The sequence below is a fragment of the Rhodobacter aestuarii genome, from assembly GCF_900156655.1.
Classification (GTDB): domain Bacteria; phylum Pseudomonadota; class Alphaproteobacteria; order Rhodobacterales; family Rhodobacteraceae; genus Rhodobacter; species Rhodobacter aestuarii.
Genome location: NZ_FTOG01000004.1, coordinates 138857 through 165319, shown reverse-complemented (window position 1 = coordinate 165319; position 26463 = coordinate 138857). Strand labels below are relative to the sequence as shown.

Here is a 26463-nt window from a genome sequence, read left to right as displayed (position 1 = left end):
CATTACCTCACTGAACGGATTGGGCCAGGTCAGAAAGCGCGGCCTGCGCCGCAACGCGACGCGCGACCATGTCTTTCCAAGATTGCATTTGGGCCTGCGCTGCCTCGGGCAGAGCCGCCAGTTCGGCCACGGCCGTCTCAAATTGCGCCGCATCCACGGCGGCTTGGGCGCGCGAAAGCACCGCATCAGGCGAATTGCCCTCGCGGGCGGTCAGCGACCGCGCTCCGGTTTGCGCAAGCAAGAAGGTGCCAAGCTTTTCGCCAAGGCTGTCGCCCGCATCGGTGGTGCGCGCCACGGCAAGCGCTTTACGCGCCGCCTCCGGGAAAGCCTCTTGCAAGGCGCCCACGGTGGGCACTTCGGCCTTCAACGCGGCTGGGGCGGTCATGCCCGCCGCCTCAACTTCGGCCACCGGGCCAATAAGCGTGGCACCGGCATCAAAAGCCGCCGCCACACGGGCCACCGCCGCTTGGCGCACAGCGCGCTGCGCCGCCGCCTCGGTTTCAGCGCGCATCTTCGCGGCTTCGGCCTCAGCTTCGGCAATCCGTGCCTTCGCCTCTGCGGTCGCGGCATCAAGCTGCTGCTGCGTCGCATACATCGGCGATTTCTTCATTTCTTCTTTCATTGCGGCGATTTCAGCTTCAAGCGCCGCGACCTGATCGGCGGCTGCCGCTGCTGCACCACTTTCGAGCGAGGCCAATTTGGCGCTCATCTCTTCAAGCGACGCTTTCAACGCCTCCACTTCCGACGCCCCCGCCGCAGGTTGGGCGGTCGCCGCTTCAAGTGCAGCAATTTTCTTGGCCTGCGCATCCAGCGCGGCGTGCAATTCGGCAGCGCCACCACCTGCGGGCAGAATTTTCTCGCGCAAATCGGCGGGCATGTTCGGCAAAGCGGCGACGGTCGCCCCCGCGCCAATCGCCGCAGCGATCACACCGCCCAAGATCACCGAAAGACCTTTGCGTGGCGGCGGCGGGGCTGCCGGTTTCGCCGCAACAGGAGCGGGCGTCTCTTCGACCTTTTCCGCTTCTTCCTGATCCGGCGCCGCTTCCATGGCTTCCGCAATCGCCTCGGCTTCGGTCTGTGATTCGGTCACAGTCTCGGTCTCGGCGACAACCTCCGCCTCTTCGATGCCGCCTTGCTCCGCCGCATCAAGCGCCTCGGCTGCCGGATCGGTTTCTTTCTCTGGCATTTCAAGGTCTTGAGCAGAGGTGGCTGCGTTGGGTTCAGTCTCGTCAGATTCCGGTTTCGCCATGGCCAATCCTCCAGTCCGCGCCGGTGCGCGCTTATTCTTCGATTGCGGGCAGTCTAGGGTCGGGCGTCGCGGGGCTCAACCGGAACTGTCTCGCATCAGTGCGACAAGTGCGTCTATTAGCCCCTCTGCCGAAGGCTTAGCCGCCACCCGCAACTCGGTATGCGCCAAACCGCTGCAAGCCTGCGCTGCCGCTTCGGAAATCGCCGCCACCCGAAGCCGCGCATAGGTGCCTTCGGCGGCGGCCGCAAAAAGCCGTCCGCTGTTGGGAGAAAAGACCGGGACCAGCAGGGGTTGCGCCCGATCCAGAAGCTCTTGCAGCTCCTTGCTCGGTGGCTGCGGCACCTGTGCATAGACCACGGCTTCTTGCACGTTTCGCCCAGCAGCGTTGAGTTTTTGCGCCAAGGGAAAGGCGCTTTCATTGCCTCGGGCATGCAGCATCGGCCCCGGATCGGGTTCCGCCGAAATCAGCGCAAAAAGCTGCTGCGCATTGGGCGCGGTGCCCAGCACCTCAAACCCATTGCGACGCAAAACTTCCGAAGTGCGCGGCCCCACGCAATAGACTGGTTTGCCCGCCCAGCCGGGGGCGTTCACCACCGGCGCAATCGCCTGTTCCGAGGTAATGATGAGTACATTTGCCGCAGGCAATTCGGCCTCAGTCGGCTCGATCTCGATCAAGGGCGCGATGGTGATCGGCCAATCCGCCCCAAACCGGGCCTGAAACTGGCGCGCAAAACGCTCGGATCCAGCGCGCGGGCGCGTGAGCAAAAGCCGGGGGCGAAAGGCATTTCTATCGGTCATAAGGGCCTCGGGTTGTGCGATGCCTTCCCCGGTGTTACCTGCGAAGAAAGGCCTGTGCAACAAAACCCCATGACCAAAGTGCTTACCTTTCTCGGCATCGAATCGAGTTGCGACGATACCGCCGCCGCGGTTGTGCGCCATGGCCCTGCGGGGGCCGAGGTGCTGGCCTCGGTCGTGGCGGGGCAAGTGGCGCTGCATGCGCCCTTTGGCGGCGTTGTCCCCGAAATTGCCGCCCGCGCCCATGCCGAAAAGCTCGATGGCTGTGTGGAAGAGGCTTTGGCCCAATCCGGCCTTGGGCTTGGTGATCTGGATGGCATTGCCGTCACTGCCGGACCAGGGCTGATTGGCGGGGTGATGTCAGGCGTGATGTGCGCGCGGGGCATTGCGGCTGGCGCTGGCCTGCCGCTTGTCGGCGTGAACCATTTGGCGGGCCATGCGCTGACGCCACGCCTCACCGATGGGCTGGCGTTTCCTTATTTGATGCTGCTGGTCTCCGGTGGGCATTGCCAATTCCTGATCGCGCGCGGGCCGGAAAGCTTCCAACGCCTTGGCGGCACGATTGATGACGCCCCGGGCGAGGCTTTTGACAAAACGGCGAAGCTTCTAGGCCTGCCGCAACCCGGCGGCCCGGTGGTCGAAGCGGAGGCAAAAAACGGCAACCCCAAAGCCTTCCCCTTCCCGCGCCCGCTTTTGGATCGGCCCGGCTGCGATATGTCATTCTCGGGCCTGAAAACCGCGCTGCTACGCGCCCGCGATGCAGAGGTGGCCGCGCATGGCGGGCTTTATCGCCAAACCCGCGCCGATATGTGCGCGAGCTTTCAGCAGGCCGTGGCCGATGTGCTGGCCGAAAAGACCCGCCGCGCACTGAAAACCTATCTTGAAGACGCCCCCGCAGAGCCTGCGCTGGCCGTGGCGGGGGGCGTCGCGGCGAACCAAACCATCCGCGCGAAGCTGGAAAGCGTATGTGCCGAGATGGGCGTACGCTTCACCGCGCCGCCTTTGAAACTCTGCACCGATAATGCCGCGATGATCGCCTATGCCGGGATCGAACGGTTCCGCGCAGGCACGGCGACCGCTGCCGATTTGGTGCCGCGGCCACGCTGGCCGCTTGACGCAACCGCGCCCACAATGCTCGGATCGGGTAAAAAGGGGGCAAAAGCATGAGCATTGCGGTTTTAGGCGCGGGGGCCTTTGGCACGGCGCTGGCAATCACCCTCGCACAGATTGGCGAGGTGGTGCTTTGGGCGCGCGATACCGCGCATGCCGAAGACATGCAGCAAAGCCGCTGCAACGCCCGCCGCTTGCCCGATGCGCATTTTCCGCAGCGGCTTTCGGTCACCTCTGACATTGCCTGCGTGGACGGGGTGGATATCGTGCTGCTCGCCATGCCGATGCAGCAAATGGGCGGCTTTTTGGCCAGCCATGCCGCGCGGCTCGATGGCAAAACACTGATCTCTTGTTCGAAAGGCATCGACTTGGCCACCGGCAACGGCCCGATTGAGGTGATTGAGGCCGCCTGCCCCAAAGCCACCGCCGCCGTTCTGACGGGGCCGAGTTTCGCCGCCGATATTGCGCGCGGCCTGCCCACCGCACTAACGCTTGCCACGCGCGAAGATGCCAGCGCGCTGCAAGCACAGCTTTCCACCCCAACGCTGCGCATCTATCGCACCACCGATACGATTGGCGCCGAACTGGGCGGCGCGCTGAAAAACGTGATCGCCATTGCCGCAGGCGTGGTGATTGGCGCGCAACTGGGCGACTCGGCCCGCGCGGCGCTGATGACGCGGGGCTTTGCCGAAATGGGGCGGCTCGCGCTCAAGCTTGGCGCGCGCCCCGAAACGCTGGATGGTCTTTCGGGCTTTGGCGATCTGGTGCTCACTTGCACCTCGGCGCAATCACGCAATTTCCGTTTTGGTCTCGCGCTCGGCAAAGGCGAAGATTTCGACCCCGCCACCACGGTTGAAGGCGCGGCCACCGCGCGCGCCGCCGTGCAACTGGGCCAACGCCACGGGGTGGATTTGCCCATCACCGCCATGGTCGCCGCGCTGGTGGCCAAAGACCTTTCTGTTTCCGACGCCGCTGCGGCGTTGCTCTCGCGTCCGCTCAAGGAGGAATGACATGCTTTACGCCGTAATCTGCCGCGACAAAGCCGGTGCGCTGCAAACCCGGCTCGACACCCGCGCCGCACATCTGGCCTATATCGAGGAAACCGGGATCGTGGCGATGGCCGGGCCGTTCCTTGAAGGCGGGCAAATGTGCGGTTCGCTGGTGATTTTAGACTGCGAAAGCCTTGAAGCCGCGCAAAACTGGGCGGCGGGCGACCCCTATGCCGCCGCTGGCCTGTTTGACAGCGTCACCGTGCAGGAATGGAAAAAGGTGATCGGCTGATGGCGAAATGGCTCTTTAAATCCGAGCCCAATGTCTGGTCGTGGGACATGCAGGTCGCCAAGGGGGACGTGGGCGAAGAATGGAACGGCGTGCGCAACTACCTTGCTCGCAACAACATGCGCGCAATGCAGATCGGCGATCAGGGATTCTTCTACCATTCCAACATCGGCAAAGAGATCGTCGGCATTGTCGAGGTTTGCGCGCTGAGCCACCAAGATTCCACCACCGATGACCCGCGTTGGGATTGTGTGGATATTCGCGCGGTGCGCCCGCTCAAACGCCCAGTGACCTTGGCAGAGGTCAAGGGCGATCCGCGCCTGTCGGAAATGGCGCTCGTGACCTCGATGCGGCTGTCGGTGCAGCCGGTCACGGAAGAAGAGTGGAAGATCGTCTGCGAACTTGGGGAAATCGACCCCTAAATAAATAGGAGGGTCCCGGCACCCCTACCAGGACCCTCCTCACCCCACGTGCTCCCCTACGCACCACACGTGAAACTGTCTATTGGGTTCTGGCCGTCCTGGCCGGTAAGTCGTTTCTAGGGGAAAGCATGATTCTCCGCAACCAAACAGTGCAAACAATATGACGTAATTCCAATGACTTGGCGTCATATTTCATTAACCAATTCGCCCAGCCCTTGCCGCACAGCCCCGCCGCGCTAGGCTTGCGCGCATGAGAAATGTGCTGATCGTCGCCCACGGCTTCCCCTCTGATCCTGAACCCGCGCAAGCCGCGCTGGAGACTTTGGCAACAAAGGTCGAAGCGCTTTTGCCTGATACAAAGGTGGGCGCGGCCACTTTGGCCTGCACGGGTGCGCTGCGCGAAGCGGTGGCCGCCCAACCCGACGCGCTGATCTATCCGTTTTTCATGGCAGAGGGCTGGTTCACCAAGGTGCAATTGCCGCGCCGCTTGGCAGAACTCGGCCATAGCGCAGAGATTCTACCGCCTTTCGGGCGCGAACCCGCCTTACCCGATTTGATTGTGCAAACGCTCAAAGACGCGGGGCCAGAGGTGATCTTGGTGGCGCATGGCTCGCAGGTTTCGCGCAGCTCGCACGATATGACCGTCGAACTGGCCCGCACACTTGCCCCCCGTCTGCCAAAGCAACATTTGCGACTCGCGTTCTTGGAAGAGATGCCCCACCTGCGTGAGGTCGCCGCACATTATCGCGCCGCCACCTGCCTGCCTTTGTTCGTGCTACGCGGCGGGCATGTCGCACAAGATGTTCCGCAAGCCCTTGAAGAAGCTGGCTTTAGCGGCACGCTTCTACCCGCATTAGGCGAGTTAGAAGATGTGCCCGCACTTATAGCGGAAAGCCTGCGGGCAAAGTGACACGCCCTGCCGTCAGGCTGTCATGTAACTGTCATACAACTTTTGCATAAGCGTCACGACCCGAGCCTAGGACGGGCGCCGAGGGCAAAAACGCCCGCAACGATTTTCAGGAGAGATCCATGAACACCGCGAAATTTGGCGTTTCGGCGCTGGCCATTCTGGCGGCTTCGACCTCGGGCGCTCTGGCCCGCGACCAGATCCAATCGGCCGGTTCTTCGACCGTTCTGCCCTACGCGACCATCGTCGCCGAAGCTTTCGGCGAAAACTTCGACTTCCCGACCCCGGTCGTGGAAGGCGGCGGCTCGGGCGCTGGCCGTAAGAAACTTTGCGAAGGCGTGGGCGAAAACACCATCGACATCGCGAACTCCTCCTCGCGCATCAAACAATCGGACATCGACACCTGCGCCGCCAACGGCGTGGAAGAAATCATGGAAGTCCGCATCGGCTACGACGGGATCGTTTTCGCCTCGAAAATCGACGGCCCGGAATTCGCCTTCACCCCCTCCGACTGGTACAATGCTCTGGCCGCCGAAGTGATGGTGGACGGTGCGCTCGTCGCCAACCCGAACAAAACCTGGCACGACGTGAACGCCGAACTGCCGGAACAAGACATCCTCGCCTTCATCCCGGGCACCAAACACGGCACCCGCGAAGTGTTCGACATCAAAGTGCTGGAAGCTGGCTGTGAAGCCACCGGCGCGATGGAAGCCTTCGTCGCCGCCAAAGGCGAAAAAGACGGTGAGAAAGCCTGCCTCGCGCTGCGCACCGACGGCGTTTCGGTCGACATCGACGGCGACTACACCGAGACCCTCTCGCGTCTCGACGCCAACCCGAACGCGATCGGCGTCTTCGGCCTGTCGTTCTACCAAAACAACACCGACAAGCTGCGCGTCGCGACCATGTCGGGCGTGGTTCCCTCGACCGAATCGATCGCCACCGGCGAATATCCGGTCTCGCGTCCGCTGTTCTTCTACGTGAAGAAAGCGCACCTCGGCGTGATCCCGGGCCTGCAAGAATACATCGACTTCTTCGTCTCCGACGAAATGGCTGGCCCGGAAGGCCCGCTGGCCGCCTATGGCCTCGTGTCGGACCCGGAACTGGCCGCGACCCAAGAAATGGTCGCTGCTGGCACCCCGATGGGCCCGCTGAACTAAGCTATAATCCTCCCGGGTGGTGCCTCAGGGCGCCACCCTTCCCATTTCTGGATCGTCCCATGACTCTCGGCCTTCTTGCGGCGCTTGTGCTTGTTCTCGCCATCGGCGGCTTCATTCTCGGACGCCAGCGCGCGCTGAGCTCGGCCAAGGGCGATCTGCGCAAGCTTCATTCTCTTCCCGGCTACTACGGCCAGACGGTGGCGCTGTTCACCGCCGTGCCCGCCTTTGTGCTGATGGCGGTTTGGCTCTTTGCCCAGCCCGCCCTAATCGAAACCCGCGTGGCGAAACTGCTACCCGGCGAAGAACACCTCGACCTTGTTATGACCGATGTGCGCAAGATCGCCGAAGGGCTCGATCTGATCGTCGCGCAAGGTTATTTGAGCAACAAAGCCATTTCCGACATGCGTGCTGATCTGAGCGATATCCGCTCGCGCATGGGCGATGTTGGCATCGCGCTCGGCTCCAATGTGAAGCCCACCGTTTTTGAAGCCGCAAAAAGCTATCGCAGCCTCAACCACATGGGCCGCATTGGCATGACGGTGGCGGTTCTGGCGGTGGCGCTCGCCGGTTTTGCGTCGGCGTTCTTACGCATCCAGCCGGAATTCCGTGCCCGCAACGTTTCGGAATCCTTTGTCAAAGTGCTGCTGATCGCCGCCTCGCTCGTCGCGATCGCGACCACGGTGGGGATCGTTCTCTCGCTCGTCTTTGAGACGGTGCATTTCTTCAAAATCTACCCGGCGGCTGATTTCTTCCTGTCGCTGACATGGAACCCGCAATTTGGCGGCGGGTCCGATCTGGGCATCTGGCCGCTGATTTGGGGCACGCTTTATGTCTCGCTGATCGCGCTTGCCGTTGCCGTGCCAATCGGCCTGTTCGCAGCGATCTACCTTGCCGAATATGCCTCCAAGAAACTGCGCGCCATCGCCAAGCCGCTTTTGGAAATCCTCGCCGGGATCCCGACCATCGTTTACGGTCTTTTCGCGCTGATCACCGTCGGCCCAATGCTGCGCGATTACTTCGCGCAACCGCTTGGCCTTGGCACCTCTTCCTCCTCGGTGATGACCGCGGGTCTGGTGATGGGGATCATGATCATCCCCTTCGTCTCCTCGCTGTCGGATGACATCATCAACGCGGTGCCGCAGTCCTTGCGCGATGGCTCCTACGGCCTTGGGGCAACGCAATCGGAAACCGTCAAACAGGTGATCTTGCCCGCCGCCCTGCCGGGCATTGTCGGCGCGATCCTGCTCGCCGCCTCGCGCGCCATCGGGGAAACGATGATCGTGGTGCTCGGCGCAGGCGCTGCCGCCAAACTCTCGATGAACCCGTTTGAAGCGATGACCACAGTGACGGTGAAAATCGTCTCCCAGCTCACCGGCGATACAGAATTTGCCTCGCCCGAGACGCTGGTGGCCTTTGCCCTTGGCCTGACGCTCTTTGTCTTCACGCTGATCTTGAACATCGTCGCACTGGTGATCGTGCGCAAATATCGCGAGCAATACGAATGACGCTGGCCGACATGTCTCACCACCGCCCCTCGCTTTACACGCAAGACGCCCGCACCAAGGCGCGCAATGCCGCTGAAAAGCGTTTCCGTATCTATGGCATCACCGCTGTGACCCTTGGGGTTCTGGCGCTTATTGTGCTGCTCACCTCGGTTCTGGGCTCGGGCCTTGGGTCATTCCGTCAAACGATGATGACGCTGCCCGTTACGCTTGATGCGGCGGTGCTCGATAAAAAGGGCAACCGCAATCCCGATGAAATGGCGAAAGCCACCACCATCACCTATGGCAAAGTTCTGGCCCAAGCGCTGGAAGCCGTGGTAGCGGAAAAGGGTCTGGCGCCGGAAGGCATGAAAGCCAAGGAAATCGGCTCGCTGATCTCCAAAGAGGCCCCCGCCGCGCTGCGTGACATGGTTCTGGCGAACCCCGATCTTATTGGCACGACGATCGAGTTTAACGTGCTCGCCAATGGCCGGATCGACGGGTTTTTCAAAGGCCGCGTAACGATGGAAAGCGCCGCGCTTGATAGCAACGTCAGCCCCGCGCAACTTGAGCTTGCCCAAGCGCTACGCGATGCCGGAATGCTGCGGCTCGCCTTCAACTGGGCCTTCATCACCAACCCCGATGCCTCGGAACTGCGGCCCGAATCGGCGGGTCTTGGCGTGGCGATCTTGGGCTCGGCCTATATGATGCTGATCGTGCTGGCCTTGGCTCTGCCGATTGGCGTGGCCGCCTCGATCTATCTGGAAGAATTCGCGCCGCAAAACCGCTTCACCGACCTGATCGAGGTGAATATCGCGAACCTCGCCGCCGTGCCTTCGATCGTCTTCGGTATTCTGGGTCTTGCGGTCTTCATCAACTACGCGGGTCTGCCGCAATCCTCGCCGCTGGTCGGGGGCCTCGTGCTCACGCTGATGACCCTGCCGACGATCATCATTGCGACCCGTGCCGCACTCAAAGCCGTGCCGCCCTCGATCAAAGATGCCGCACTTGGCGTGGGGGCCTCGAAGATGCAAACCATCTTCCACCATCTGCTGCCGCTTGCCCTCCCCGGCATTCTGACCGGCACGATCATCGGCTTGGCCCAAGCCTTGGGCGAAACTGCGCCGCTATTGCTCATTGGCATGGTGGCCTTTGTGAAAGAATATCCGGCCGCGCCGCCCGAAGGGTTCCTTGACCCGGCCGCCGCGCTTCCGGTGCAGGTCTATAACTTCACGCAACGCTCCGACCCCGCATTTATCGAACGCGCGTCGGGAGCTATCATCGTGCTGCTGGTCTTCCTGCTGGCGATGAACATCCTCGCGGTGCTTCTGCGTCGCCGCTTCGAACGGCGCTGGTAAGGATATGACGATGAACGACATGAGATTGACGGAGAGAACCGTGAACGCCAACGATATCAAGATTGCCGCCCGCAAGGTGCAGGTGTTCTACGGCACGACCCACGCGATCAAGGATGTCGATGTGGACATTCTCGACAAAACGGTCACCGCCTTCATCGGCCCCTCGGGCTGCGGGAAATCCACCTTCCTGCGCTGCATCAACCGGATGAATGACACGATCGACATCTGCCGGGTTGAGGGCGATATCCTTCTGGATGGCGAAGACATCTACAACAAAAAGGTCGATCCGGTGCAATTGCGCGCCCGCGTTGGCATGGTGTTCCAAAAGCCGAACCCGTTCCCGAAATCGATCTACGACAACGTGGCTTACGGCCCGAAAATCCACGGCCAAGTGAAGAACAAAGCCGAGTTGGATGAAGTCGTCGAAGCCTCGCTTCGTAAAGCGGCGCTTTGGAACGAGGTCAAAGACCGGCTCGATGCGCCGGGCACCGGCCTTTCGGGCGGCCAGCAACAGCGTCTTTGCATTGCGCGCGCCGTAGCCACCTCGCCCGAAGTTCTGCTCATGGACGAGCCCTGCTCGGCGCTTGACCCGATTGCGACCGCCCAGGTCGAAGAACTGATCGACGAATTGCGCGAAAACTTCTCGGTCGTCATCGTGACCCACTCGATGCAGCAAGCCGCCCGCGTTTCGCAACGCACGGCTTTCTTCCACCTCGGAAACCTTGTCGAATTCGGCGAGACCGGGCAAATCTTCACCAATCCGCGCGATCCCCGCACGGAAAGCTATATTACCGGCCGCATCGGTTAAGGACTTCACAATGAGCCAGCATATCGTTTCATCCTTCGACCGCGACCTTGAGGCCGCGCAGGCGATGGTCGTCAAGATGGGGGGCCTTGTCGAAAGTCAGGTGCTCGACGCCGCGCAAGCGCTGGAAGACCGCGACGAAGAACTGGCCGAGCAGGTCCGGCAACGCGACAAGCTGGTTGATCAGCTTGAAGAGATGATCAACACCGAAGCCGCGCGGCTGATTGCTTTGCGCGCGCCCCATGCCACCGACCTGCGCGTGGCGCTGAGCGTGATTAAAATCGCCGGCAGCCTTGAGCGCGTGGGCGATTATGCCAAGAACATGGGCAAGCGCACCAAAGTCATTGCCGAAATGCCCACGATCAATGCCTCTTCCGGTGCGATCAAGCGGATGGCGGTGGAAGTGGAAGGCATGCTCAAAGATGCCATCGACAGCTTCATCCAGCGCGATGCCAATTTGGCCGCCGATGTGCGCGCCCGCGATGTGCAGATCGACCAAATGTATAACGCGCTCTTCCGCGAGTTTCTGACCTATATGATGGAAGATCCGCGCAACATCACGCCCTGCATGCATTTGCATTTCATCGCCAAAAACATCGAGCGGATGGGCGATCTGTGCACCTCGATTGCCGAGCAAGTGACCTATCTTGTGACCGGCGAAATGCCCGATGATGCGCGGCCCAAGGCCGATAGCGTGACTGATTTCGTTCCCGGGGAGAGTTAATTTATGAGTCCGGCGCAACAGCCCTGTGTTTTGGTGGTGGAAGACGAATCGGCCCAACGGGAGGTTTTGCAATATAACCTCGAAGCCGAAGGGTTCCGGGTGGCAATGGCCGTCAATGGCGATGAGGCACTTTTGCTCGTGCGCGAGGAAAAGCCCGACCTGATCGTTCTTGATTGGATGCTGCCCAATGTCTCGGGCATCGAAATCTGCCGTCGCGTGAAGGCGAACCCCGATACCCGTGCGATCCCGATCATCATGCTTTCGGCGCGTTCGGAAGAAAGCGACCGGGTGCGCGGGCTGGAAACCGGGGCCGATGATTACGTCGTGAAACCCTATTCGGTGGTGGAGTTGATGGCGCGGCTGCGCACGCAACTGCGCCGCACCCGCCCCGCCACGATGGGCGAACGGCTCACCTATGATGATATCATCTTGGACGCCGCCGAACATCGCGTGTTCCGCGATGGCGCGCCGCTCAAACTTGGCCCGACCGAATTCCGGCTGCTGTCTACGCTGATGGAAAAGCCCGGCCGGGTTTGGACCCGCGACCAGCTTTTGGACCGGGTCTGGGGGCGCGACATCTATGTCGACACCCGCACGATTGACGTGCATGTGGGCCGGTTGCGCAAAGCGCTTATGGTCAACGGCGGCACCGATCCGGTGCGCACCGTGCGCGGCACTGGTTACTCCTTGGGCTGACTCTCAGCCCAAGGCATAGCCATAGCGCAGATTTTGCATCAGCCCTGCGCGGTCAAGAAAGCATCCACCTCACCGCGCTTTGGGATTGCGGCTGCCGTACCGGCGCGCGTGACCTTCACTGCCGAAGCCGCCGCCGCAAGCCGCATCGCCTGCGCGGGCTTCAACCCATCGGCCAGCCCGGCCACAAGATAGCCCGCAAAAGTATCTCCCGCCGCCGTGGTATCGACCGGCTCCACCTTGAAGGCGGGCTGGTCATGCTTGGTGCCATCAATCAAATCGTGCCAAACCGCGCCTTTGGCGCCGTGGGTCACGCAGACGGCCTTGACCGGCAGCGCCTCAAGCCGCGTGTCTAATGCCTCGCACAACTGCGCCGCTTCGACTGCGTTTAGCAGCAGAAGGTCGAGTTTATCCAGCACAGCGCTCACCGCTTTTGCCTCAAACGGCGCGGCGGAATAGGCGACAAACACCCCCTTGTGGCGTGCCAGTTCCACGGCTTCCACCTGCAAGCAGGTCTCGTTTTGCATCAAGATATAATCGCCCGGCGCCGCATCCGAGAGCGCGGCCTCCAACGCAGTGACCGGAATCGCCCGGTTCGCGCCGGCAAAGATCACGATGGTGTTTTCACCCGCCGCATCGACATTGATGATCGCATGGCCCGAGGCGGTTTCCACCTCGGCGACATGGGTGCAATCGACCCCATCAAGGCGCAATTCCTCGCGCATCCAGCGGCCATCGGCCCCAATCGCGCCGATATGGCGCACATCGGCCCCGGCGCGGGCAGCGGCCACCGATTGGTTGGCCCCCTTGCCGCCCAAGCCCCGGTCATAAGCGCTGGCAGCCAAGGTTTCCCCCGGGCTCAGCAGATGCGACAAACGATAGAAATGATCGGCATTGATGGAGCCGAGGTTGAAGATGGTCATGGCACCCCCTCACGGAAATTCCGGGCCAAGGGGCGCCCTGACCCGGTAGCAATTTTAGCGCGTCTGGCCCAGACGGCTGGCCGACAGCGCGGCCATATGCAGGATATCGTTGACCGTCGCCCGGTTCGAGCAGATTTGCACCGAATGCGGGATGCCGGTCAAAATTGGGCCGATCACGGTCGCGCCCGCCATTTCCTGCATCAGCTTGACCGAGATCGAAGCAGAGTGCCGCGCGGGCACCACCAGCACGTTGGCCGGCCCGGTCAGGCGGCAAAACGGATAGTGCTTCATCATCTCGGGGTTCAGGGCGACATCGACAGCCATCTCGCCATCATATTCGAAATCGACCCCACGCTCATCAAGCACCTGCGGCGCAACGTGCATTTTCATCGCGCGCTCAGACACGGGGTAGCCAAAGGTCGAGAACGAGGCAAAGGCCACCCGCGGCTCGATCCCAAGGCCCCGCGCAACCCGCGCGCCCGCCGTGGCGATATCGGCCAGATCATGCTCATCGGGCCATTCATGCACCAGCGTATCGCCGATCAGCACGACCTTGCCCTTGTGCAAGAGCGCCGTGATCCCCACCGCCCCATCGGAAGGTTTGGCGTCGATCACCTTGTTGATCAGCTCAAGCACATGCGCCGATTTGCGCGTGGCCCCGGTGATCATCCCATCCCCATGGCCATGCACCAGCATCAGCGCGGCAAAGACATGGCGGTCACGCGTGGCCAACTTATGCGCGTCTTCGCGGTCCATCCCTTGGCGTTGCAGGCGGCGGTAGAGGAAGTCTTTATAGGTCTCGATATGCTTGCAATTGGCCGAGTTGACGATTTGCAATTCGCGGTAGGCATCGCCGATCCCGGCAGCTTCAAGCTGCTCTTTCACATGCGCCTCGCGGCCCACAACAAGCGCGGTGCCCATGCCACCGCGCTGGTAAGCTACCGCCGCACGCAGCACTCGCGGGTCATCGCCCTCGGCAAAGATCATCCGCGCCTGCGCCTGACGGGCGCGCGCGTTGATCCCTTGCAAGATGGCCGCTGTCGGGTCCATCCGTGCTTTCAGGCTTTCGGCATAGCCGTCCATATCAATGATCGGGCGGCGCGCCACGCCGGTATCCATCCCGGCTTTCGCCACAGCCGGCGGGATCACATGGATCAAACGCGGGTCAAATGGCGTCGGGATGATGTAGTCGCGGCCAAAGGTCAGCTTGCGGCCATAGGCCATTGCCACCTCATCGGGCACGTCTTCGCGCGCCAGATTGGCCAACGCCTTGGCGCAGGCGATTTTCATATCGTCATTGATCGCGCGGGCATGAATATCCAGCGCCCCACGGAACAAGTAGGGGAAGCCCAAAACGTTGTTCACCTGGTTCGGGTAGTCCGAGCGGCCCGTGGCCACAATCGCATCGGGGCGCACCGCATGGGCATCTTCGGGGGTGATCTCCGGGTCCGGGTTCGCCATGGCGAAAATCACCGGATTGTCGGCCATGGTCGAAACCATATCGGGCGTCAGCGCGCCTTTGGCCGAAACGCCCAAGAACACGTCACAGCCCTTCATCGCATCTTCCAGCGTGCGCGCCTCGGTTTTGGCGGCATGGGCCGATTTCCATTGGTTCATGCCCTCGGTACGGCCTTGGTAGATCACGCCCTTGGTGTCGCACATGATGCAGTTGTCATGCCGCGCGCCCATCGCCTTCACAAGCTCAAGGCAAGCAATCCCCGCCGCGCCCGCGCCGTTGAGCACGATCTTACAGTCTTCAATCTTCTTGCCAGACAGTTCGAGCGCGTTGATCAGACCCGCCGCACAAATCACCGCCGTGCCGTGCTGGTCATCATGGAAGACCGGAATATCCATGATCTCTTTGAGCCGCTGCTCAATGATAAAACATTCAGGCGCCTTGATATCTTCAAGGTTGATCCCGCCGAAGGTCGGCCCCATCAGGCTCACCGCCTTGATGATTTCATCGGGATCGGTGGTATCAAGCTCAATATCGATGGCGTTCACATCGGCAAAGCGCTTGAACAGCACCGCCTTGCCCTCCATCACCGGCTTAGAGGCCAGCGCGCCCAAATTGCCCAAGCCCAAAATGGCTGTGCCGTTTGAGATCACCGCCACCATGTTGCCTTTGACCGTGTAGTCATAGGCGGTTTCGGGCCGCTCTGCGATCGCTTCCACCGGTACCGCAACCCCTGGCGAATAAGCCAAGCTCAGATCCCGTTGGGTGGTCATCGGCTTAGAGGCGACGATCTCATATTTCCCCGGGGTCGGATCGAGGTGATAGGCCAGCGCCTCTTCAGGCGTGACGCGGTTCTTGGTGGACATGGGCCAAACTCCTCCAGTGGGCGCCCTTTCCTTAAACCCCTTGGCCCAGTGCCTCAATCGGTTTGCACGGGGGTGCGGCCTTTTATAATGTGCGCCGCGCAGGGGGATTTCATGGCCAAAGACACCGTCACGCCCATGATGGCGCAATATCTGTCCATCAAGGAAGAAAACGCCGGGGCGCTTTTGTTCTACCGGATGGGCGACTTCTACGAGATGTTCTTTGACGATGCGGTGGCCGCTGCGGCCGCGCTCGACATTGCGCTGACCAAACGCGGGCTGCATTTGGGCGAAGAGATTCCGATGTGCGGCGTGCCGGTGCATGCCGCCGAGGGTTATCTGCTCACGCTCATCCGCAAGGGCTTCCGCGTCGCCATTGCCGAACAACTCGAAGACCCGGCCGAAGCCAAGAAACGCGGCGCCAAATCGGTGGTGAAGCGCGGCGTGGTGCGTCTTGTCACGCCCGGCACGCTCACCGAAGAAAGCCTGCTTGAGGCGCGTCGCCACAATTTCTTGGCCGCTTGGGCCGAGTTGCGCGACGAAGGCGCGCTGGCTTGGGTCGATATTTCGACCGGCGAGTTTCGGGTGATGCCCTGCCCGCTGCCGCGCCTTGGCCCGGAACTCGCCCGCCTTGCACCGCGCGAGGTGCTGGTGAGCGAGACGAAAGAGCAAGATTGCGCCGAAATAGTCTCTGATTTGCGCGCAGCACTCACCCCCTTGGCGCGGTCGAGCTTTGACAGCCAAGGGGCGGAAAAGCGGCTTTGCGATCTGTTTTCCGTCGGTTCACTTGATGCGTTTGGTGCATTTTCGCGGGCCGAGATTTCGGCGATGGGCGCTTTGGTCGATTATCTCGACCTCACCCAACGCGGCAAACTCCCCCTTCTGCGCCGCCCGCTGCGCGAAGAGGCTGGCAGTCTTGTGCAGATTGATGCCGCGACCCGGCGCAACCTTGAACTGACGCAGGCGCTTTCAGGCGGGCGTGAGGGCTCGCTTTTGGCCACGATTGACCGCACCGTCACAGCGGGCGGCGCGCGGCTGTTGGAGCGGCGCCTCTCTGCTCCCTCGCGTGATCTGTCTCAGATCCATGCCCGCCATGATGCGGTGCGTTTTCTGCTGGAACAGGGTCGATTTGCAGAAGATTTGCGCGCCGATCTCAAGCGCTGCCCCGATATGGACCGTGCGCTCAGCCGCCTTGCGCTTGACCGCGGTGGCCCGCGCGATATGGCCGCCATTCGCAATGGGCTGGAACAAGCGGGCCGCATTGCAGAACGGCTGGGCGAGACCGAGGCCCCCCCGATTTTGGCCGAAGCGGCGCAGCGCCTTGTTGGCCATGATGATCTGGTCGCGCTTTTGGATGCTGCCTTGGTGGCCGAACCGCCGCTTTTGGCGCGCGATGGCGGCTTTATTGCCTCCGGCTATGAGCCGGAACTCGACCAGACCCGGCAATTGCGCGACGAGGGGCGCGGCGTGATTGCCCGGATGCAGGCCGAATTTATCGAAGAAACCGGGATCGCCTCGCTCAAGATCAAGCACAACAACGTGCTGGGCTATTTCATCGAGACGACGGCAACACATGCCGAGAAAATGCTGGCCCCGCCGCTTTCGGCCCGGTTCATCCACCGCCAAACCACCGCCAACCAAGTCCGCTTTACCACGGTGGAACTGAGCGAGTTGGAAACCCGGATTTTGAATGCGGGCAACCACGCGCTGGAGATTGAAAAGCGGCTCTATGACAGCCTAAAAGGCGCGATTCTCGCCGCCGCCGGGCCGATTTCAGAAGCTTCGCGCGCCTTGGCCGAGGTGGACCTTGCCGCCGCCTTTGCCGACCTTGCCGCCGCCGAAGATTGGGTGGAACCCAACGTCGATGACAGCCACGCCTTTGAGATCGCGGGCGGGCGGCACCCGGTGGTGGAAGCCGCGCTGAAACGCCAAGGCGAGCCCTTTGTGGCGAATGATTGCGCGCTGACCGCAGGCACCACGCCCGCGATTTGGCTGCTCACCGGGCCGAACATGGCCGGGAAATCGACCTTCCTGCGCCAAAACGCGCTGATCGCGCTTTTGGCTCAAACCGGTAGCTTTGTGCCCGCGCGCCGCGCCCATGTGGGGCTGGTGAGCCAAATCTTTAGCCGCGTCGGCGCGGCGGATGATTTGGCGCGGGGGCGATCGACCTTCATGGTGGAAATGGTCGAAACGGCGGCAATCTTGAACCAAGCCGATGCCCGCGCGCTGGTGATTTTGGATGAGATCGGGCGCGGCACCGCCACCTATGACGGCCTGTCCATCGCTTGGGCGGTGATGGAGCATTTGCACGGCGTGAACCGTTGCCGCGCGCTCTTTGCCACCCATTACCACGAAATGACCGCGCTTTCCGCGAAGCTAGAGGGCGTCGAAAACGCGACCGTCTCGGTCAAGGAATGGCACGGCGAGGTGATCTTCCTGCACGAGGTCAAGAAAGGCGCGGCAGATCGGTCTTACGGGGTGCAAGTCGCCCGGCTCGCGGGCCTGCCTGAAAGCGTGGTGAGCCGCGCCCGCGTGGTGCTGGATGCGCTTGAAAAAGGCGAGCGCGAGGGCGGCAAGAAACAGGCGGTGATTGATGATCTGCCGCTTTTCTCGGTCGCCGCAGCGCCGCCGGCGCCCGCGCCGCAAGCGGCCGCCAAATCGGATGTGGAAGACCGTCTGCGCGACCTTCACCCCGATGAAATGACCCCCAAACAAGCGATGGATGCGCTTTACGAACTGCGCGCCCTGCTCAAATAAAAAAAGCGCGGCCCGATCAGGCCGCGCCTCAAAGCCCTCAGGCGTTGGAAACTTTATGCCTTCGGCATCGAGCTGACGCCCACTTTCGCCGGGCGCAGCAGCCGGTCATGCAGCATGAAGCCCGGCTCCATCACCTGAATGATGTCCCCCGCGACGGTGTTCGGCACCGGGGCCTCGAACATCGCCTCATGCTCTTGCGGGTCGAATTTGTCGCCCACCTGCGGGGCCACCGCTTTCACGCCGTGGCGCGCGAAGACATTGAGCAACTCGCGCTGGGTCAGCTCCACGCCTTCGATCAGCGCAGGCGCGGCCGCACGGACCTCTTCGCCGGCCGCATCCAGCGCGCGTTTGAGCGCATCGAACACCGGCAGCATATCGCGCGCCAATTTCGAGCCGCCATAGTTCTCGGCCTCACGACGATCACGATCAGCCCGCTTGCGGGCGTTTTCGGCATCGGCCAGCGCGCGCATGAAACGGTCTTTCAACTCGTCGCGCTCGGCGCGCAGCATCTCGAGTTCGTCGAAATCTTCTTCCAGCGCTGCGGCCAGCGCCTCGTCGAGTTGCGCTTGGTCTTCTGCCATCTCGTCTTTCTTCTCGGTCATTCGTCTCACCCTTTGCCCCGGCCCGACAGCATCCGCCCGACCAGTTGCGCCGTATAATCCACGATCGGCACGATACGCCCGTAATTGAGCCGTGTGGGGCCAATAACACCGACCGCACCGATGATCTTCCGATCCGCGTTCATATAGGGAGAGACCACCAAAGAGGAACCCGAAAGTGAAAAGAGTTTGTTCTCTGAGCCGATAAAAATGCGCACACCTTCGCCAGTTTCGGCCAGATCAAGGAATTGGGCGATGTCGCGCTTGCGCTCTAGGTCATCAAAAAGGCTCCGAACCCGGTCCAGATCGTCTTCGCCATCGAGCAGATTGGAACTGCCACGCACAATCAGCCGCTCCCACGGCTCGCCGTGATCATCCCATTGGGCGAGTCCGCTTTCGACCATATCGGCGGCCAGCGCATCCAATTCTTGGCGACGCGCGGCAATATCGGCGGCGACAACGCGGCTGAGTTCGCTCAGCGTATGCCCCTCGGCCAAAGCATTGAGGAAATTCGCGGCCTCGCGCATCGACGAGGGCGTTTGCCCCGCAGGGGGCGTGAAGACGCGGTTTTCCACCTGACCATCAGCGGTGACCAGCACCACCAAGGCCCGGTCCGGGGCAAGCGAAACAAATTCAATATGCCGGATCGGCGCTTCGGCTTTGGGGGCCAGCACAAGGCTCGCCCCATGCGTGAGCCCCGAAAGCGCCGAGCCGACCCTATCCAGCGCCGCGCCCATATCCGCCTCGCCGCCCAAGGTGGCCTCCAAAGCGGCGCGGTCAGTGGCCTGCACCTCGCTCACTTCCATGAAGCCATCGACAAACATCCGCAGGCCCAATTGCGTCGGCACCCGGCCTGCCGAAACATGCGGGCTACCTAGCAGACCAAGGTATTCGAGATCTTGCATCACGTTGCGGATCGTCGCGGCAGAGAGCTTTTCACTCATCATCCGGGTGAGCGTGCGCGAGCCCACCGGATCACCGGTTTCCAGATAGCCCTCGACCACCCGCCGAAACACCTCGCGCGAGCGGTCATTCAGTTCGGAGAAGAGTTCGTTTTGGTTCGTCATGGCTCTTATGCGGCATTAAAACGGGGTTTCGCGTCTCGTCAATCTTGCCTTCGGGGTTGCATCACTTCGCGCGGGGCCTCAAATGGGGCCCAAACGCACGGGAAAGGATCAATCATGCGCCCCTCTGGACGTAATCTTGGTGATATTCGCTCGATTTCAATTGAAACCGCTGTGACCAAACATGCCGAGGGCTCTTGCCTGATCAAAATGGGCGACACCCATGTGCTGTGCACCGCCACGATCGAAGATCGCGCGCCCTCGTTCCTCAAGGGCACGGGCCTTGGCTGGGTGACCGCCGAATACGGGATGCTGCCGCGCGCCACCAATTCGCGCAACCGCCGTGAAGCGGCGGCGGGCAAGCAATCGGGCCGCACGCAAGAAATTCAACGCCTGATTGGCCGGAGCTTGCGCGCGGGCGTGGACCGCTCGGCTTTGGGCGAACGGCAGATTGTGGTCGATTGTGACGTGCTGCAAGCCGATGGCGGCACCCGCTGCGCCTCGATCACAGGCGGTTGGGTGGCTTTGCGTCTCGCCGTGAACAAGCTGCTGAAATCCGGCCTGATCGTTTCGGACCCGATTCTGGATCATGTCGCCGCGATTTCTTGCGGCATTTACGCGGGCCAGCCGGTGGCCGATCTTGATTACGCCGAAGACAGCGAAGCGGGCGTGGATGGCAACTTCATCATGACCGGCGCGGGCCGCTTGGTTGAGGTGCAAATGTCCGCCGAAGGCGCCACCTTCTCGCGCGAACAAATGAACCAACTCCTTGATCTGGCAGAAGCCGGCGTGGCGCAGCTTGTGGCGGCGCAAAAGGCTGCGGTGGCATGAGACGGTTCACCGAAAAGCGGCTTTTGGTCGCCACCCATAACAAGGGCAAGCTCGCCGAGATGCGCGATCTGATGGCCCCCTATGGGGTGGAGGTCGTGGGCGCGGCGGAAATGAACCTGCCCGAACCGGAAGAGACCGAAACCACCTTTGTCGGCAATGCGCGGATCAAAGCCCATGCCGCCGCCAAAGCGACCGGGCTGCCCGCGCTTTCCGATGATAGCGGAATCGAGGTCGATGCTTTGGATGGTGCGCCGGGGGTTTATACCGCCGATTGGGCCGAAACCCCGAATGGCCGCGATTTCGGGATGGCAATGGAGCGCACTTGGGCAGAATGCGAAAAGCTGGGCGCTCCCTTCCCGCGCACGGCCCGCTTCCGCTCCACCCTCGTGCTGGCCTGGCCTGACGGGCATGACGAAGTGTTTGAGGGCAAGGCCGAAGGTCAGCTAGTTTGGCCGATGCGCGGCGCCCAAGGCCACGGCTATGACCCGATGTTCCAGCCTGAAGGCTATGAGGTCACCTTTGCCGAGATGGACCCGGCGAAGAAAAACGAAATCTCGCATCGCGCCGATGCGTTCCGCAAGTTCGTCAAGGTCATGGAGGCCGAATGATGCGCCGTAACATTTCGGGCGGCTCGCCCTATGAACCCAAACTCGGCTATTCGCGCGCGGTCGTGCAGGGCGATTGGTGCTTTGTCGCGGGCACGACGGGCGTGGACCCGGAAACAAAAACCTTCCCCGATGCGGCGCTGGATCAGGCGCGCAATGCGCTCGCCACGATCAAAGCCGTGCTGGAAGAGGCGGGTTTTGGCTTGAGCGATGTGGTGCGGGCCAATTACATCATCACCGATGCGGCCTTCATGGAAGAGATCATCCCGGCACTGTCCGAGACCTTTGGCGAGATTCGTCCCGCCGCCACGATGATTGTGGCTGGCCTCGTGAACCCCGCGATGAAGGTCGAGATCGAAGTGACGGCCTATAAGGGATGAGCGATTGGCGGCAGGGGGGCTTTGGCCTTTACGTCCACTGGCCCTTTTGCGCCGCCAAATGCCCCTATTGTGACTTCAACAGCCATGTCGCCAGCACGATTGACCACGCACGCTGGCGGCAAGCCTATTTGGCTGAAATCGACCGGATCGGGGCGGAAACCCGAGGAAGGGTGCTCAACACCGTCTTCTTTGGCGGCGGCACGCCCTCGCTGATGGACCCAGAGACCGTCGCGCAGGTGATTGAGCGCATCCGCGCCACTTGGCCCACGGCGAATGATCTGGAAATCACGCTTGAGGCCAACCCCACAAGTGTCGAATCTGGCCGGTTTAGAGCCTTTTCAGAAGCGGGCGTGACCCGGCTTTCGATGGGCATGCAGGCGATGGATGACGAAAGCCTGAAACGCCTTGGCCGGATGCACAGTGCCGCCGAGGGGCGCGCAGCGTTTGACATTGCGCGCGCGCATTTTGACCGCGTGAGCTTTGATCTCATCTATGCCCGCCAAGGCCAAAGCCTTGAGGCTTGGGCGCGCGAGTTGAACGAAGCGCTTTCGATGGCGGTGGATCACTTCTCGCTTTACCAACTCACCATCGAAGACGGCACCGCCTTTGGCCGCTTGTTCGCAGCGGGCAAGCTGCGCGAATTGCCCGAAGATGAGCTGGCCGCAGACATGTACTTACGCACGCAGGAAATCTGCGAGGCGGCAAGGCTTCCGGCCTATGAGGTCTCGAACCACGCCCGCCCCGGCGCGGAATGCCGCCATAACCTCGTTTACTGGCGCTATGGCGATTATGCGGGCATCGGCCCCGGCGCGCATGGGCGGCTCAGCTTCAACGGCACCCGCTACGCGACCGAGGCCCCCAAAGCCCCCGGCGAATGGCTGGCCTGCGTCGAACGCGAGGGAAACGGCGAGACCCCGCGCGAAACGTTGAGCCGTGATGAAGAAGCGACCGAGTTTTTGCTGTTTGGACTGCGGCTGGCCGAAGGGATCGACCCCACCCGTTATGAACAGCTTTCGGGGCAAAGCCTGCCGGAACAGGCTCTAAATAACCTTGAAAGCTGGGGCATGATTGCGCGCGACGCACACCGCATCCGCGCCACCGGGGAAGGTCGCGCGGTGCTCAATGCCGTGATCCGTGAATTGATGCCTTAAGCCGTCGGCAGATCGTCAAGCATAGCGCGCCACGTTTCGGCGGCGTCTTCATCGCCCGCGCCCATCTGCACAATCAAGCGCCCCTCGGCGTCAAACGCCTCAACGGTTTCGCGGTCACGCCAAACGGCCGCCATGTGATCCATGCGCAGATGCAATTCGAGCCCCGGATCAAGCACATTGATCCACGGCCCGGCGGGCAGCACCCGGTGGATCGAGCCGCGATGGGTTTCCATGCATCCGTTGCTTTCCACCGTAAAGCGCACCGACAAGCCCAGCTCTCCCGCGCGATACATCAGCTTTTCAACCGCACCGCCCGCAAGCTGCACACCATGCGGCTCTGCGGCACGTGCGGCCGCTTTGGGCGCAAGGTTCAGCGCATCACTTTGATCGGGCAGCGCCAGATCGGCAACCAGCTTCGCCCAAGCCTCAGCATCGGAAGCCTCGCGCAGGTGCACCTTATGCACCGCCTCGCCGCTGGCGTCATAAATCTGGATCGAGCGTTTCGGCCCCTTATTCGTGGGCTCATCCCAAGCAAAGGCATGAATCCAACGCGCCGGATCAAGCTGCAATTCAATGGTGCCATTCACCACCTGCGCACCTTCGGGCGTATAGGCAAAATTGTCATATTGGCCGACCTTTTCCAGCACGCAACTGTCGTTGCGGGTCAGGGCCATCACCTCGCCCAGCGCCGTCACACGCGGCAACACAACCGACGGGTCGGCGATGATCCGCGTGGCATGGCTGCCCAAAAACGCCGCACAAAGCTCAGCCTCGGTGATGCCAAGGCCTTCGGCAAAATCACGGGCAAAGACGCGCGGTTTCTTGGCGCGCGCGGTGCGAATTTGGTCAGCGGTCAGTGCAGGCATTGGGTCTTCCGTTCATGCAAAACGCCCGGTCAAACCGGGCGCCCTTGTTTAGCATGCCTGAACCTAGGGTAAACCGCGCACCCCGCCGCAGGGGGCGCCTGCCCTGTTTAGAGCAGAATCGAGAAGCTGGAGCCGCTGCCTTGCAACAATTGCAGTGCCACGCTTTGCGACGACATGGTGCTGCCGGCAGAAATTTGCGAGCGCACAAGATAATTGCGCACCAGCTTATCCATCGTTTCAGTCTCGTTGAAGGTCGAGAAATCCGACGTGCCAAAGACGTATTCAGCCTTGTCTTTATACATGCTCAGCTGCTGGTCGACGTCCAAAGAGCCCACACTTGTGGGCAGACCCAGCGCCGTGCGCATTACCTCGCTCAAAGACGTGGAGCCGATCACCGTATACCATTTCGCATCGTTGCTGCTGGTCTTCGCGGCAAGTTCGGGCAATTCGCGCTGCGCGGCCATTGCCAAACGCAGGCTATTGTCGGAATCGCCCACCGCGACTTCGAACTGACGAGTCTCGTATTTGGTCAGGATTTCGTCGGCAAAGCTGCTGAGGCTGGTGCGGGGCACCTCGTAATCGCCAAAGCCAAAGGCTTCCGACATCTTGAGATAAGTCTTGTCTGCCATTTTATTGGCGAGAGAAGAGGAATCGAGCGTTCCTTCTTCCAGCACTTTGCGGATGAAATACTTGTTGTCGATATCGTTCGACAGCCCGAAGGCGCCGAGCGCCACCTTCAGCAGGCGGCGATCAGCGACAAGGTCTTCAGCCGTGGTGATACTGCCAATCTTCTCCCGAAAATACTCTTCATCGCGCTGAATTTCGGCAGAATTGACGAAAGCCGCCTTCTGCACATCCATCGTTCTGTTGAGCATTTTCCAGCCAGCGTAGCCGCTGGCGGGGATGATTGGCGTGTAACTCATGCGCTTTTGGCGGCGAGCAGCCGCTCCTCCCGTGGCAAAAGGGCACGCAAGCATTTCAGCGCTTGATAGTGCTGGTCTTCCAACACCGCAGCCGTCGCTTGATTGAGATAGGCACGGCTGTCCGGGTCGGTCAGCACTTGGCTCAATTGCTCGATCCCGCGCAGAAGCTGCATCCGCGCTTCGGTCGGTTCGGCATCACCCGAAAGCACCAGCTGCGCAATGTAGCACACGCGGCGCACCGGGGTGTTGACCTCCTCGGGATGGATCGCATCGCGCAGCCGCAGGATATGCGCATTGGGCGTCATGATCGCGAGCCGCGAGCGACGGTCGCCGTTTTCAATGACAGCGCCATTGATCAGCACCCGTTCTTTGGGCGCCAGTTTGAGCACAAGACCGGTCATTCGGCACCGCCTTCGCGGCGCAGGCCCCGCATGATGGCGGTATTGATATCAATCAGCACATCCACCGTACCGTCACCCTTGAGTACTTTGGCGCTGTGCTGTTGTGTGAATTCGTTGAGATAGAAGATCCGCGCCCGCAGCATTTCCGGCAGCTCGTTGTCAGGCTGCGCCACATCGACAGCCAAGGTCGTCCAAAGCTTGCGGTTGTCGTAAAGCGCCGAAACCAGCGCGGGGAAATTCGACTTCGCCATGCCCGCCGTAATTTTGAGGCGATGCGTCACGCGCGCGAAGATTTCGTATTCGGTGCCGCGCAGGGTGCGGGTGGGCTGACCGGGGTTTGCATAGGCCGTTTTGGCCAAAATTGTAGCGTTCACGGGAATACCTTCCAGTGGCGATTGGGGTCAGACCGCGGCTTTGCCGCGGAGGGGGGAAGGGGGCGCCTGTGCGGCGCCCCCGAAAGCTATTAACGGAACAGCGACAGGATCGACTGCGGTTGTTGGTTGGCAATCGACAGCGCCTGAATGCCAAGCTGTTGCTGCGTTTGCAGCGCTTGCAGACGGGCCGAGGCCTCTTCCATATCGGCGTCGACGAGCGAGCCGATACCGGATTTCATGGCCGAGGTCAGGTCGCTCACGAAGGCGGACTGGCTTTCGAGACGCGATTCAACCGCACCGAAGGACGCAGCCGCGTTGACGGTGGTCGTGATCATCGTTTCGATGGCGTCCAAGGACGCTTGGCCACCACCGACGGCGAAACCATTCAGCGCGCCCAAGAGACCACCCGAGCTGGCGGTCACTTCAATCGCGATGTTGAGGTTCCCGCCGGTCGCGTTGTTGATGGTCAACTGACCAGCCGTACCAGAAGTGTACGACGCGGTCAGACCAGCGATACCCGAGTTGTTGATCTGATCACGCAGAGCGTTGACCGCGATGTCGTTCGGGGTGTTACCCGCAGCGGCATCGGCGGTGGTCACGGTGTAGCTGAAATCGCGATCACCAAGCGTAATCTTGATCTCATCCCCGGCCACGGCACCCGCGAGCGTGAAGGCTGCAGTGCCAGCGGTTGCAACCGAACCACCCGCAGAATGCGTGTCGGTCGCAGCCGTCAGACCGGTAAGGGAGCCCAGGGTCGCGGTACCGGCACCGGGGGTGCTCCCAAGGTCAACGCCCGCCACGTTGATCGTGTTCACCGTCACAGAGCTACCGTTGCGGTCGAGCGAGCCAACAACGCCGGTCGACGGGGTCGAGCCATCGATCAGGTTGATGCCATTGAATTGCGCGCCGCTGACTTTCGAACGGATCATGTCGACGATTTGCGTGACTTCGGCGCCCAGCTTTACCTGATCCGCCGAAGGATCCTGCGCCGCGACGACTTTTTCCTTGATCGCCTTCAGGTCATCGGTGATCGATTCAGCCGCGGTCCGCGCCACCGACACCATCGATTGGCCAGTCGCGAGGTTGGTCGACACAGTCTCAAAGCCCGAAACGTCCGATTCCATCACTTTTGAAATGGCCCAGATCGCCGAGTTGTCTTTGGCCGAAGCCACCGATTTACCGGTCGAGATTTCGGACTGGGTTTTCGCCAGGTTCGAGTTGATGCCTTTGAGGGTCTGAAGCGCGACCATCGCGCTGGAGTTCGTGAGAATGCTGGACATGGTTGGTCCCT

The 26463-nt window shown here is 61.6% G+C and carries 27 protein-coding genes; 16 read left to right on the top strand and 11 right to left on the bottom strand.

The annotated features are described in order from the left end of the window. Positions 1–7: 7 nt before the first annotated feature. Together BW967_RS07335 and BW967_RS07330 are read right to left on the bottom strand one after the other, a co-directional pair. Positions 8–1249, bottom strand: coding sequence for a hypothetical protein (locus BW967_RS07335; RefSeq protein ID WP_076484411.1), 1242 nt, complete (start codon positions 1247–1249; stop codon positions 8–10). Between the two features lie 75 nt (positions 1250–1324). Continuing rightward, on the bottom strand, positions 1325–2047 hold the full coding sequence (locus tag BW967_RS07330; protein WP_076484410.1) for a uroporphyrinogen-III synthase: 723 nt from the start codon (positions 2045–2047) through the stop codon (positions 1325–1327). A gap of 69 nt (positions 2048–2116) precedes the next feature. Between BW967_RS07330 and tsaD the strand changes: the two genes are divergently transcribed. The 11 genes from tsaD to phoB all read left to right on the top strand — a co-directional run bounded on the left by tsaD (position 2117) and on the right by phoB (position 11982). Beyond that, positions 2117–3211 (top strand): tRNA (adenosine(37)-N6)-threonylcarbamoyltransferase complex transferase subunit TsaD, encoded by a 1095-nt coding sequence (tsaD, locus tag BW967_RS07325; RefSeq protein WP_076484409.1) that lies wholly within the window; start codon positions 2117–2119, stop codon positions 3209–3211. Then, positions 3208–4164 carry an NAD(P)H-dependent glycerol-3-phosphate dehydrogenase gene (locus tag BW967_RS07320; RefSeq protein ID WP_076484408.1) on the top strand — a complete coding sequence of 319 codons (957 nt, stop codon included), beginning with the start codon at positions 3208–3210 and terminating at the stop codon, positions 4162–4164. The genes tsaD and BW967_RS07320 overlap by 4 nt, the downstream gene beginning before the upstream one ends. 1 nt (position 4165) lies before the next feature. Beyond that, entirely contained in the window at positions 4166–4435 is a 270-nt protein-coding gene (locus BW967_RS07315; RefSeq protein WP_076484407.1) for a YciI family protein, read from the top strand. Beyond that, positions 4435–4854 (top strand): EVE domain-containing protein, encoded by a 420-nt coding sequence (locus BW967_RS07310; RefSeq protein ID WP_076484406.1) that lies wholly within the window; start codon positions 4435–4437, stop codon positions 4852–4854. Before BW967_RS07315 ends, BW967_RS07310 begins: the two co-directional genes overlap by 1 nt. Before the next feature lie 250 nt (positions 4855–5104). Further along, positions 5105–5764 carry a sirohydrochlorin chelatase gene (locus tag BW967_RS07305; protein WP_076484405.1) on the top strand — a complete coding sequence of 220 codons (660 nt, stop codon included), beginning with the start codon at positions 5105–5107 and terminating at the stop codon, positions 5762–5764. A gap of 119 nt (positions 5765–5883) precedes the next feature. Further along, on the top strand, positions 5884–6918 hold the full coding sequence (locus BW967_RS07300) for a substrate-binding domain-containing protein (RefSeq protein ID WP_076484404.1): 1035 nt from the start codon (positions 5884–5886) through the stop codon (positions 6916–6918). Between the two features lie 59 nt (positions 6919–6977). Continuing rightward, entirely contained in the window at positions 6978–8423 is a 1446-nt protein-coding gene (pstC, locus tag BW967_RS07295) for a phosphate ABC transporter permease subunit PstC (protein ID WP_076484403.1), read from the top strand. Beyond that, positions 8420–9757: a phosphate ABC transporter permease PstA gene (gene pstA / locus BW967_RS07290; RefSeq protein ID WP_076484402.1), complete on the top strand. Its 1338-nt coding sequence runs from the start codon at positions 8420–8422 to the stop codon at positions 9755–9757. Before pstC ends, pstA begins: the two co-directional genes overlap by 4 nt. A 10-nt stretch (positions 9758–9767) precedes the next feature. Further along, positions 9768–10565 carry a phosphate ABC transporter ATP-binding protein PstB gene (gene pstB, locus BW967_RS07285; protein WP_076484401.1) on the top strand — a complete coding sequence of 266 codons (798 nt, stop codon included), beginning with the start codon at positions 9768–9770 and terminating at the stop codon, positions 10563–10565. A 10-nt stretch (positions 10566–10575) separates the two neighbouring features. Next, complete coding sequence (phoU, locus tag BW967_RS07280; protein ID WP_076484400.1) at positions 10576–11286, top strand: phosphate signaling complex protein PhoU; 711 nt, start codon at positions 10576–10578, stop codon at positions 11284–11286. A gap of 3 nt (positions 11287–11289) precedes the next feature. Continuing rightward, the gene (gene phoB / locus BW967_RS07275) at positions 11290–11982 is read left to right on the top strand and encodes a phosphate regulon transcriptional regulator PhoB (protein WP_076484399.1); all 693 of its coding nucleotides are present in this window, start codon (positions 11290–11292) and stop codon (positions 11980–11982) included. Between the two features lie 38 nt (positions 11983–12020). Here the strand turns inward: phoB and BW967_RS07270 are convergent, their stop codons facing one another. Beyond that, complete coding sequence (locus BW967_RS07270) at positions 12021–12902, bottom strand: ribokinase (protein WP_076484398.1); 882 nt, start codon at positions 12900–12902, stop codon at positions 12021–12023. Between the two features lie 54 nt (positions 12903–12956). Continuing rightward, complete coding sequence (locus tag BW967_RS07265) at positions 12957–15224, bottom strand: NADP-dependent malic enzyme (RefSeq protein WP_076484397.1); 2268 nt, start codon at positions 15222–15224, stop codon at positions 12957–12959. Between the two features lie 111 nt (positions 15225–15335). Here BW967_RS07265 and mutS point away from each other — a divergent pair, with 111 nt between their 5' ends. Next, complete coding sequence (gene mutS / locus BW967_RS07260; protein WP_076484396.1) at positions 15336–17978, top strand: DNA mismatch repair protein MutS; 2643 nt, start codon at positions 15336–15338, stop codon at positions 17976–17978. A 53-nt stretch (positions 17979–18031) separates the two neighbouring features. Here mutS and BW967_RS07255 read toward each other — a convergent pair whose 3' ends face one another. Together BW967_RS07255 and hrcA are read right to left on the bottom strand one after the other, a co-directional pair. Next, positions 18032–18580, bottom strand: coding sequence for a nucleotide exchange factor GrpE (locus BW967_RS07255; protein ID WP_076484395.1), 549 nt, complete (start codon positions 18578–18580; stop codon positions 18032–18034). A 5-nt stretch (positions 18581–18585) separates the two neighbouring features. Further along, a complete protein-coding gene (hrcA, locus tag BW967_RS07250; RefSeq protein WP_076484394.1) occupies positions 18586–19644 on the bottom strand; it encodes a heat-inducible transcriptional repressor HrcA in 1059 nt (352 codons plus the stop codon). 114 nt (positions 19645–19758) lie between these two features. On the opposite strand from hrcA, the gene rph reads away from it, so the two are divergent. The 4 genes from rph to hemW are packed head-to-tail and all read left to right on the top strand — an operon-like array spanning position 19759 to position 22608. After that, on the top strand, positions 19759–20472 hold the full coding sequence (gene rph / locus BW967_RS07245; RefSeq protein ID WP_076484393.1) for a ribonuclease PH: 714 nt from the start codon (positions 19759–19761) through the stop codon (positions 20470–20472). Continuing rightward, a complete protein-coding gene (gene rdgB, locus BW967_RS07240) occupies positions 20469–21080 on the top strand; it encodes an RdgB/HAM1 family non-canonical purine NTP pyrophosphatase (protein ID WP_076484392.1) in 612 nt (203 codons plus the stop codon). Before rph ends, rdgB begins: the two co-directional genes overlap by 4 nt. Beyond that, on the top strand, positions 21077–21457 hold the full coding sequence (locus BW967_RS07235; protein WP_076484391.1) for a RidA family protein: 381 nt from the start codon (positions 21077–21079) through the stop codon (positions 21455–21457). Before rdgB ends, BW967_RS07235 begins: the two co-directional genes overlap by 4 nt. Continuing rightward, positions 21454–22608: a radical SAM family heme chaperone HemW gene (hemW, locus tag BW967_RS07230; RefSeq protein WP_076484390.1), complete on the top strand. Its 1155-nt coding sequence runs from the start codon at positions 21454–21456 to the stop codon at positions 22606–22608. The genes BW967_RS07235 and hemW overlap by 4 nt, the downstream gene beginning before the upstream one ends. On the opposite strand, the gene BW967_RS07225 is transcribed toward hemW, so the two are convergent. The 5 genes from BW967_RS07225 to BW967_RS19015 all read right to left on the bottom strand — a co-directional run bounded on the left by BW967_RS07225 (position 22605) and on the right by BW967_RS19015 (position 26452). Further along, on the bottom strand, positions 22605–23474 hold the full coding sequence (locus BW967_RS07225) for a ChuX/HutX family heme-like substrate-binding protein (protein WP_076484389.1): 870 nt from the start codon (positions 23472–23474) through the stop codon (positions 22605–22607). The two genes, hemW and BW967_RS07225, sit on opposite strands and share 4 nt — an antisense overlap. A gap of 107 nt (positions 23475–23581) precedes the next feature. Beyond that, the gene (locus BW967_RS07220; RefSeq protein ID WP_076484388.1) at positions 23582–24397 is read right to left on the bottom strand and encodes a DUF1217 domain-containing protein; all 816 of its coding nucleotides are present in this window, start codon (positions 24395–24397) and stop codon (positions 23582–23584) included. Then, on the bottom strand, positions 24394–24798 hold the full coding sequence (flbT, locus tag BW967_RS07215) for a flagellar biosynthesis repressor FlbT (protein WP_076484387.1): 405 nt from the start codon (positions 24796–24798) through the stop codon (positions 24394–24396). Before flbT ends, BW967_RS07220 begins: the two co-directional genes overlap by 4 nt. Next, positions 24795–25172, bottom strand: a complete 378-nt coding sequence (gene flaF / locus BW967_RS07210) for a flagellar biosynthesis regulator FlaF (RefSeq protein ID WP_076484386.1) — start codon at positions 25170–25172, stop codon at positions 24795–24797. The genes flbT and flaF overlap by 4 nt, the downstream gene beginning before the upstream one ends. 89 nt (positions 25173–25261) lie before the next feature. Continuing rightward, complete coding sequence (locus tag BW967_RS19015) at positions 25262–26452, bottom strand: flagellin (protein ID WP_076484385.1); 1191 nt, start codon at positions 26450–26452, stop codon at positions 25262–25264. Positions 26453–26463 lie beyond the last annotated feature (11 nt).

What these genes read in the sequence shown, in the direction of transcription:
- BW967_RS07315 (WP_076484407.1), top strand. Translation starts at nt 4,166, where the DNA reads ATGCTTTACGCCGTAATCTGCCGCGACAAAGCCGGTGCGCTGCAAACC.
- BW967_RS07270 (WP_076484398.1), bottom strand. Translation starts at nt 12,902, where the DNA reads ATGACCATCTTCAACCTCGGCTCCATCAATGCCGATCATTTCTATCGT.
- flbT (WP_076484387.1), bottom strand. Translation starts at nt 24,798, where the DNA reads ATGACCGGTCTTGTGCTCAAACTGGCGCCCAAAGAACGGGTGCTGATC.
- rph (WP_076484393.1), top strand. Translation starts at nt 19,759, where the DNA reads ATGCGCCCCTCTGGACGTAATCTTGGTGATATTCGCTCGATTTCAATT.
- phoU (WP_076484400.1), top strand. Translation starts at nt 10,576, where the DNA reads ATGAGCCAGCATATCGTTTCATCCTTCGACCGCGACCTTGAGGCCGCG.
- pstB (WP_076484401.1), top strand. Translation starts at nt 9,768, where the DNA reads ATGAACGACATGAGATTGACGGAGAGAACCGTGAACGCCAACGATATC.
- BW967_RS07255 (WP_076484395.1), bottom strand. Translation starts at nt 18,580, where the DNA reads ATGACCGAGAAGAAAGACGAGATGGCAGAAGACCAAGCGCAACTCGAC.
- pstC (WP_076484403.1), top strand. Translation starts at nt 6,978, where the DNA reads ATGACTCTCGGCCTTCTTGCGGCGCTTGTGCTTGTTCTCGCCATCGGC.
- BW967_RS07235 (WP_076484391.1), top strand. Translation starts at nt 21,077, where the DNA reads ATGATGCGCCGTAACATTTCGGGCGGCTCGCCCTATGAACCCAAACTC.
- mutS (WP_076484396.1), top strand. Translation starts at nt 15,336, where the DNA reads ATGGCCAAAGACACCGTCACGCCCATGATGGCGCAATATCTGTCCATC.
- BW967_RS07305 (WP_076484405.1), top strand. Translation starts at nt 5,105, where the DNA reads ATGAGAAATGTGCTGATCGTCGCCCACGGCTTCCCCTCTGATCCTGAA.
- BW967_RS07335 (WP_076484411.1), bottom strand. Translation starts at nt 1,249, where the DNA reads ATGGCGAAACCGGAATCTGACGAGACTGAACCCAACGCAGCCACCTCT.
- tsaD (WP_076484409.1), top strand. Translation starts at nt 2,117, where the DNA reads ATGACCAAAGTGCTTACCTTTCTCGGCATCGAATCGAGTTGCGACGAT.
- BW967_RS07225 (WP_076484389.1), bottom strand. Translation starts at nt 23,474, where the DNA reads ATGCCTGCACTGACCGCTGACCAAATTCGCACCGCGCGCGCCAAGAAA.
- BW967_RS07330 (WP_076484410.1), bottom strand. Translation starts at nt 2,047, where the DNA reads ATGACCGATAGAAATGCCTTTCGCCCCCGGCTTTTGCTCACGCGCCCG.
- BW967_RS19015 (WP_076484385.1), bottom strand. Translation starts at nt 26,452, where the DNA reads ATGTCCAGCATTCTCACGAACTCCAGCGCGATGGTCGCGCTTCAGACC.
- BW967_RS07265 (WP_076484397.1), bottom strand. Translation starts at nt 15,224, where the DNA reads ATGTCCACCAAGAACCGCGTCACGCCTGAAGAGGCGCTGGCCTATCAC.
- BW967_RS07220 (WP_076484388.1), bottom strand. Translation starts at nt 24,397, where the DNA reads ATGAGTTACACGCCAATCATCCCCGCCAGCGGCTACGCTGGCTGGAAA.
- BW967_RS07300 (WP_076484404.1), top strand. Translation starts at nt 5,884, where the DNA reads ATGAACACCGCGAAATTTGGCGTTTCGGCGCTGGCCATTCTGGCGGCT.
- pstA (WP_076484402.1), top strand. Translation starts at nt 8,420, where the DNA reads ATGACGCTGGCCGACATGTCTCACCACCGCCCCTCGCTTTACACGCAA.
- BW967_RS07320 (WP_076484408.1), top strand. Translation starts at nt 3,208, where the DNA reads ATGAGCATTGCGGTTTTAGGCGCGGGGGCCTTTGGCACGGCGCTGGCA.
- rdgB (WP_076484392.1), top strand. Translation starts at nt 20,469, where the DNA reads ATGAGACGGTTCACCGAAAAGCGGCTTTTGGTCGCCACCCATAACAAG.
- BW967_RS07310 (WP_076484406.1), top strand. Translation starts at nt 4,435, where the DNA reads ATGGCGAAATGGCTCTTTAAATCCGAGCCCAATGTCTGGTCGTGGGAC.
- hemW (WP_076484390.1), top strand. Translation starts at nt 21,454, where the DNA reads ATGAGCGATTGGCGGCAGGGGGGCTTTGGCCTTTACGTCCACTGGCCC.
- phoB (WP_076484399.1), top strand. Translation starts at nt 11,290, where the DNA reads ATGAGTCCGGCGCAACAGCCCTGTGTTTTGGTGGTGGAAGACGAATCG.
- hrcA (WP_076484394.1), bottom strand. Translation starts at nt 19,644, where the DNA reads ATGACGAACCAAAACGAACTCTTCTCCGAACTGAATGACCGCTCGCGC.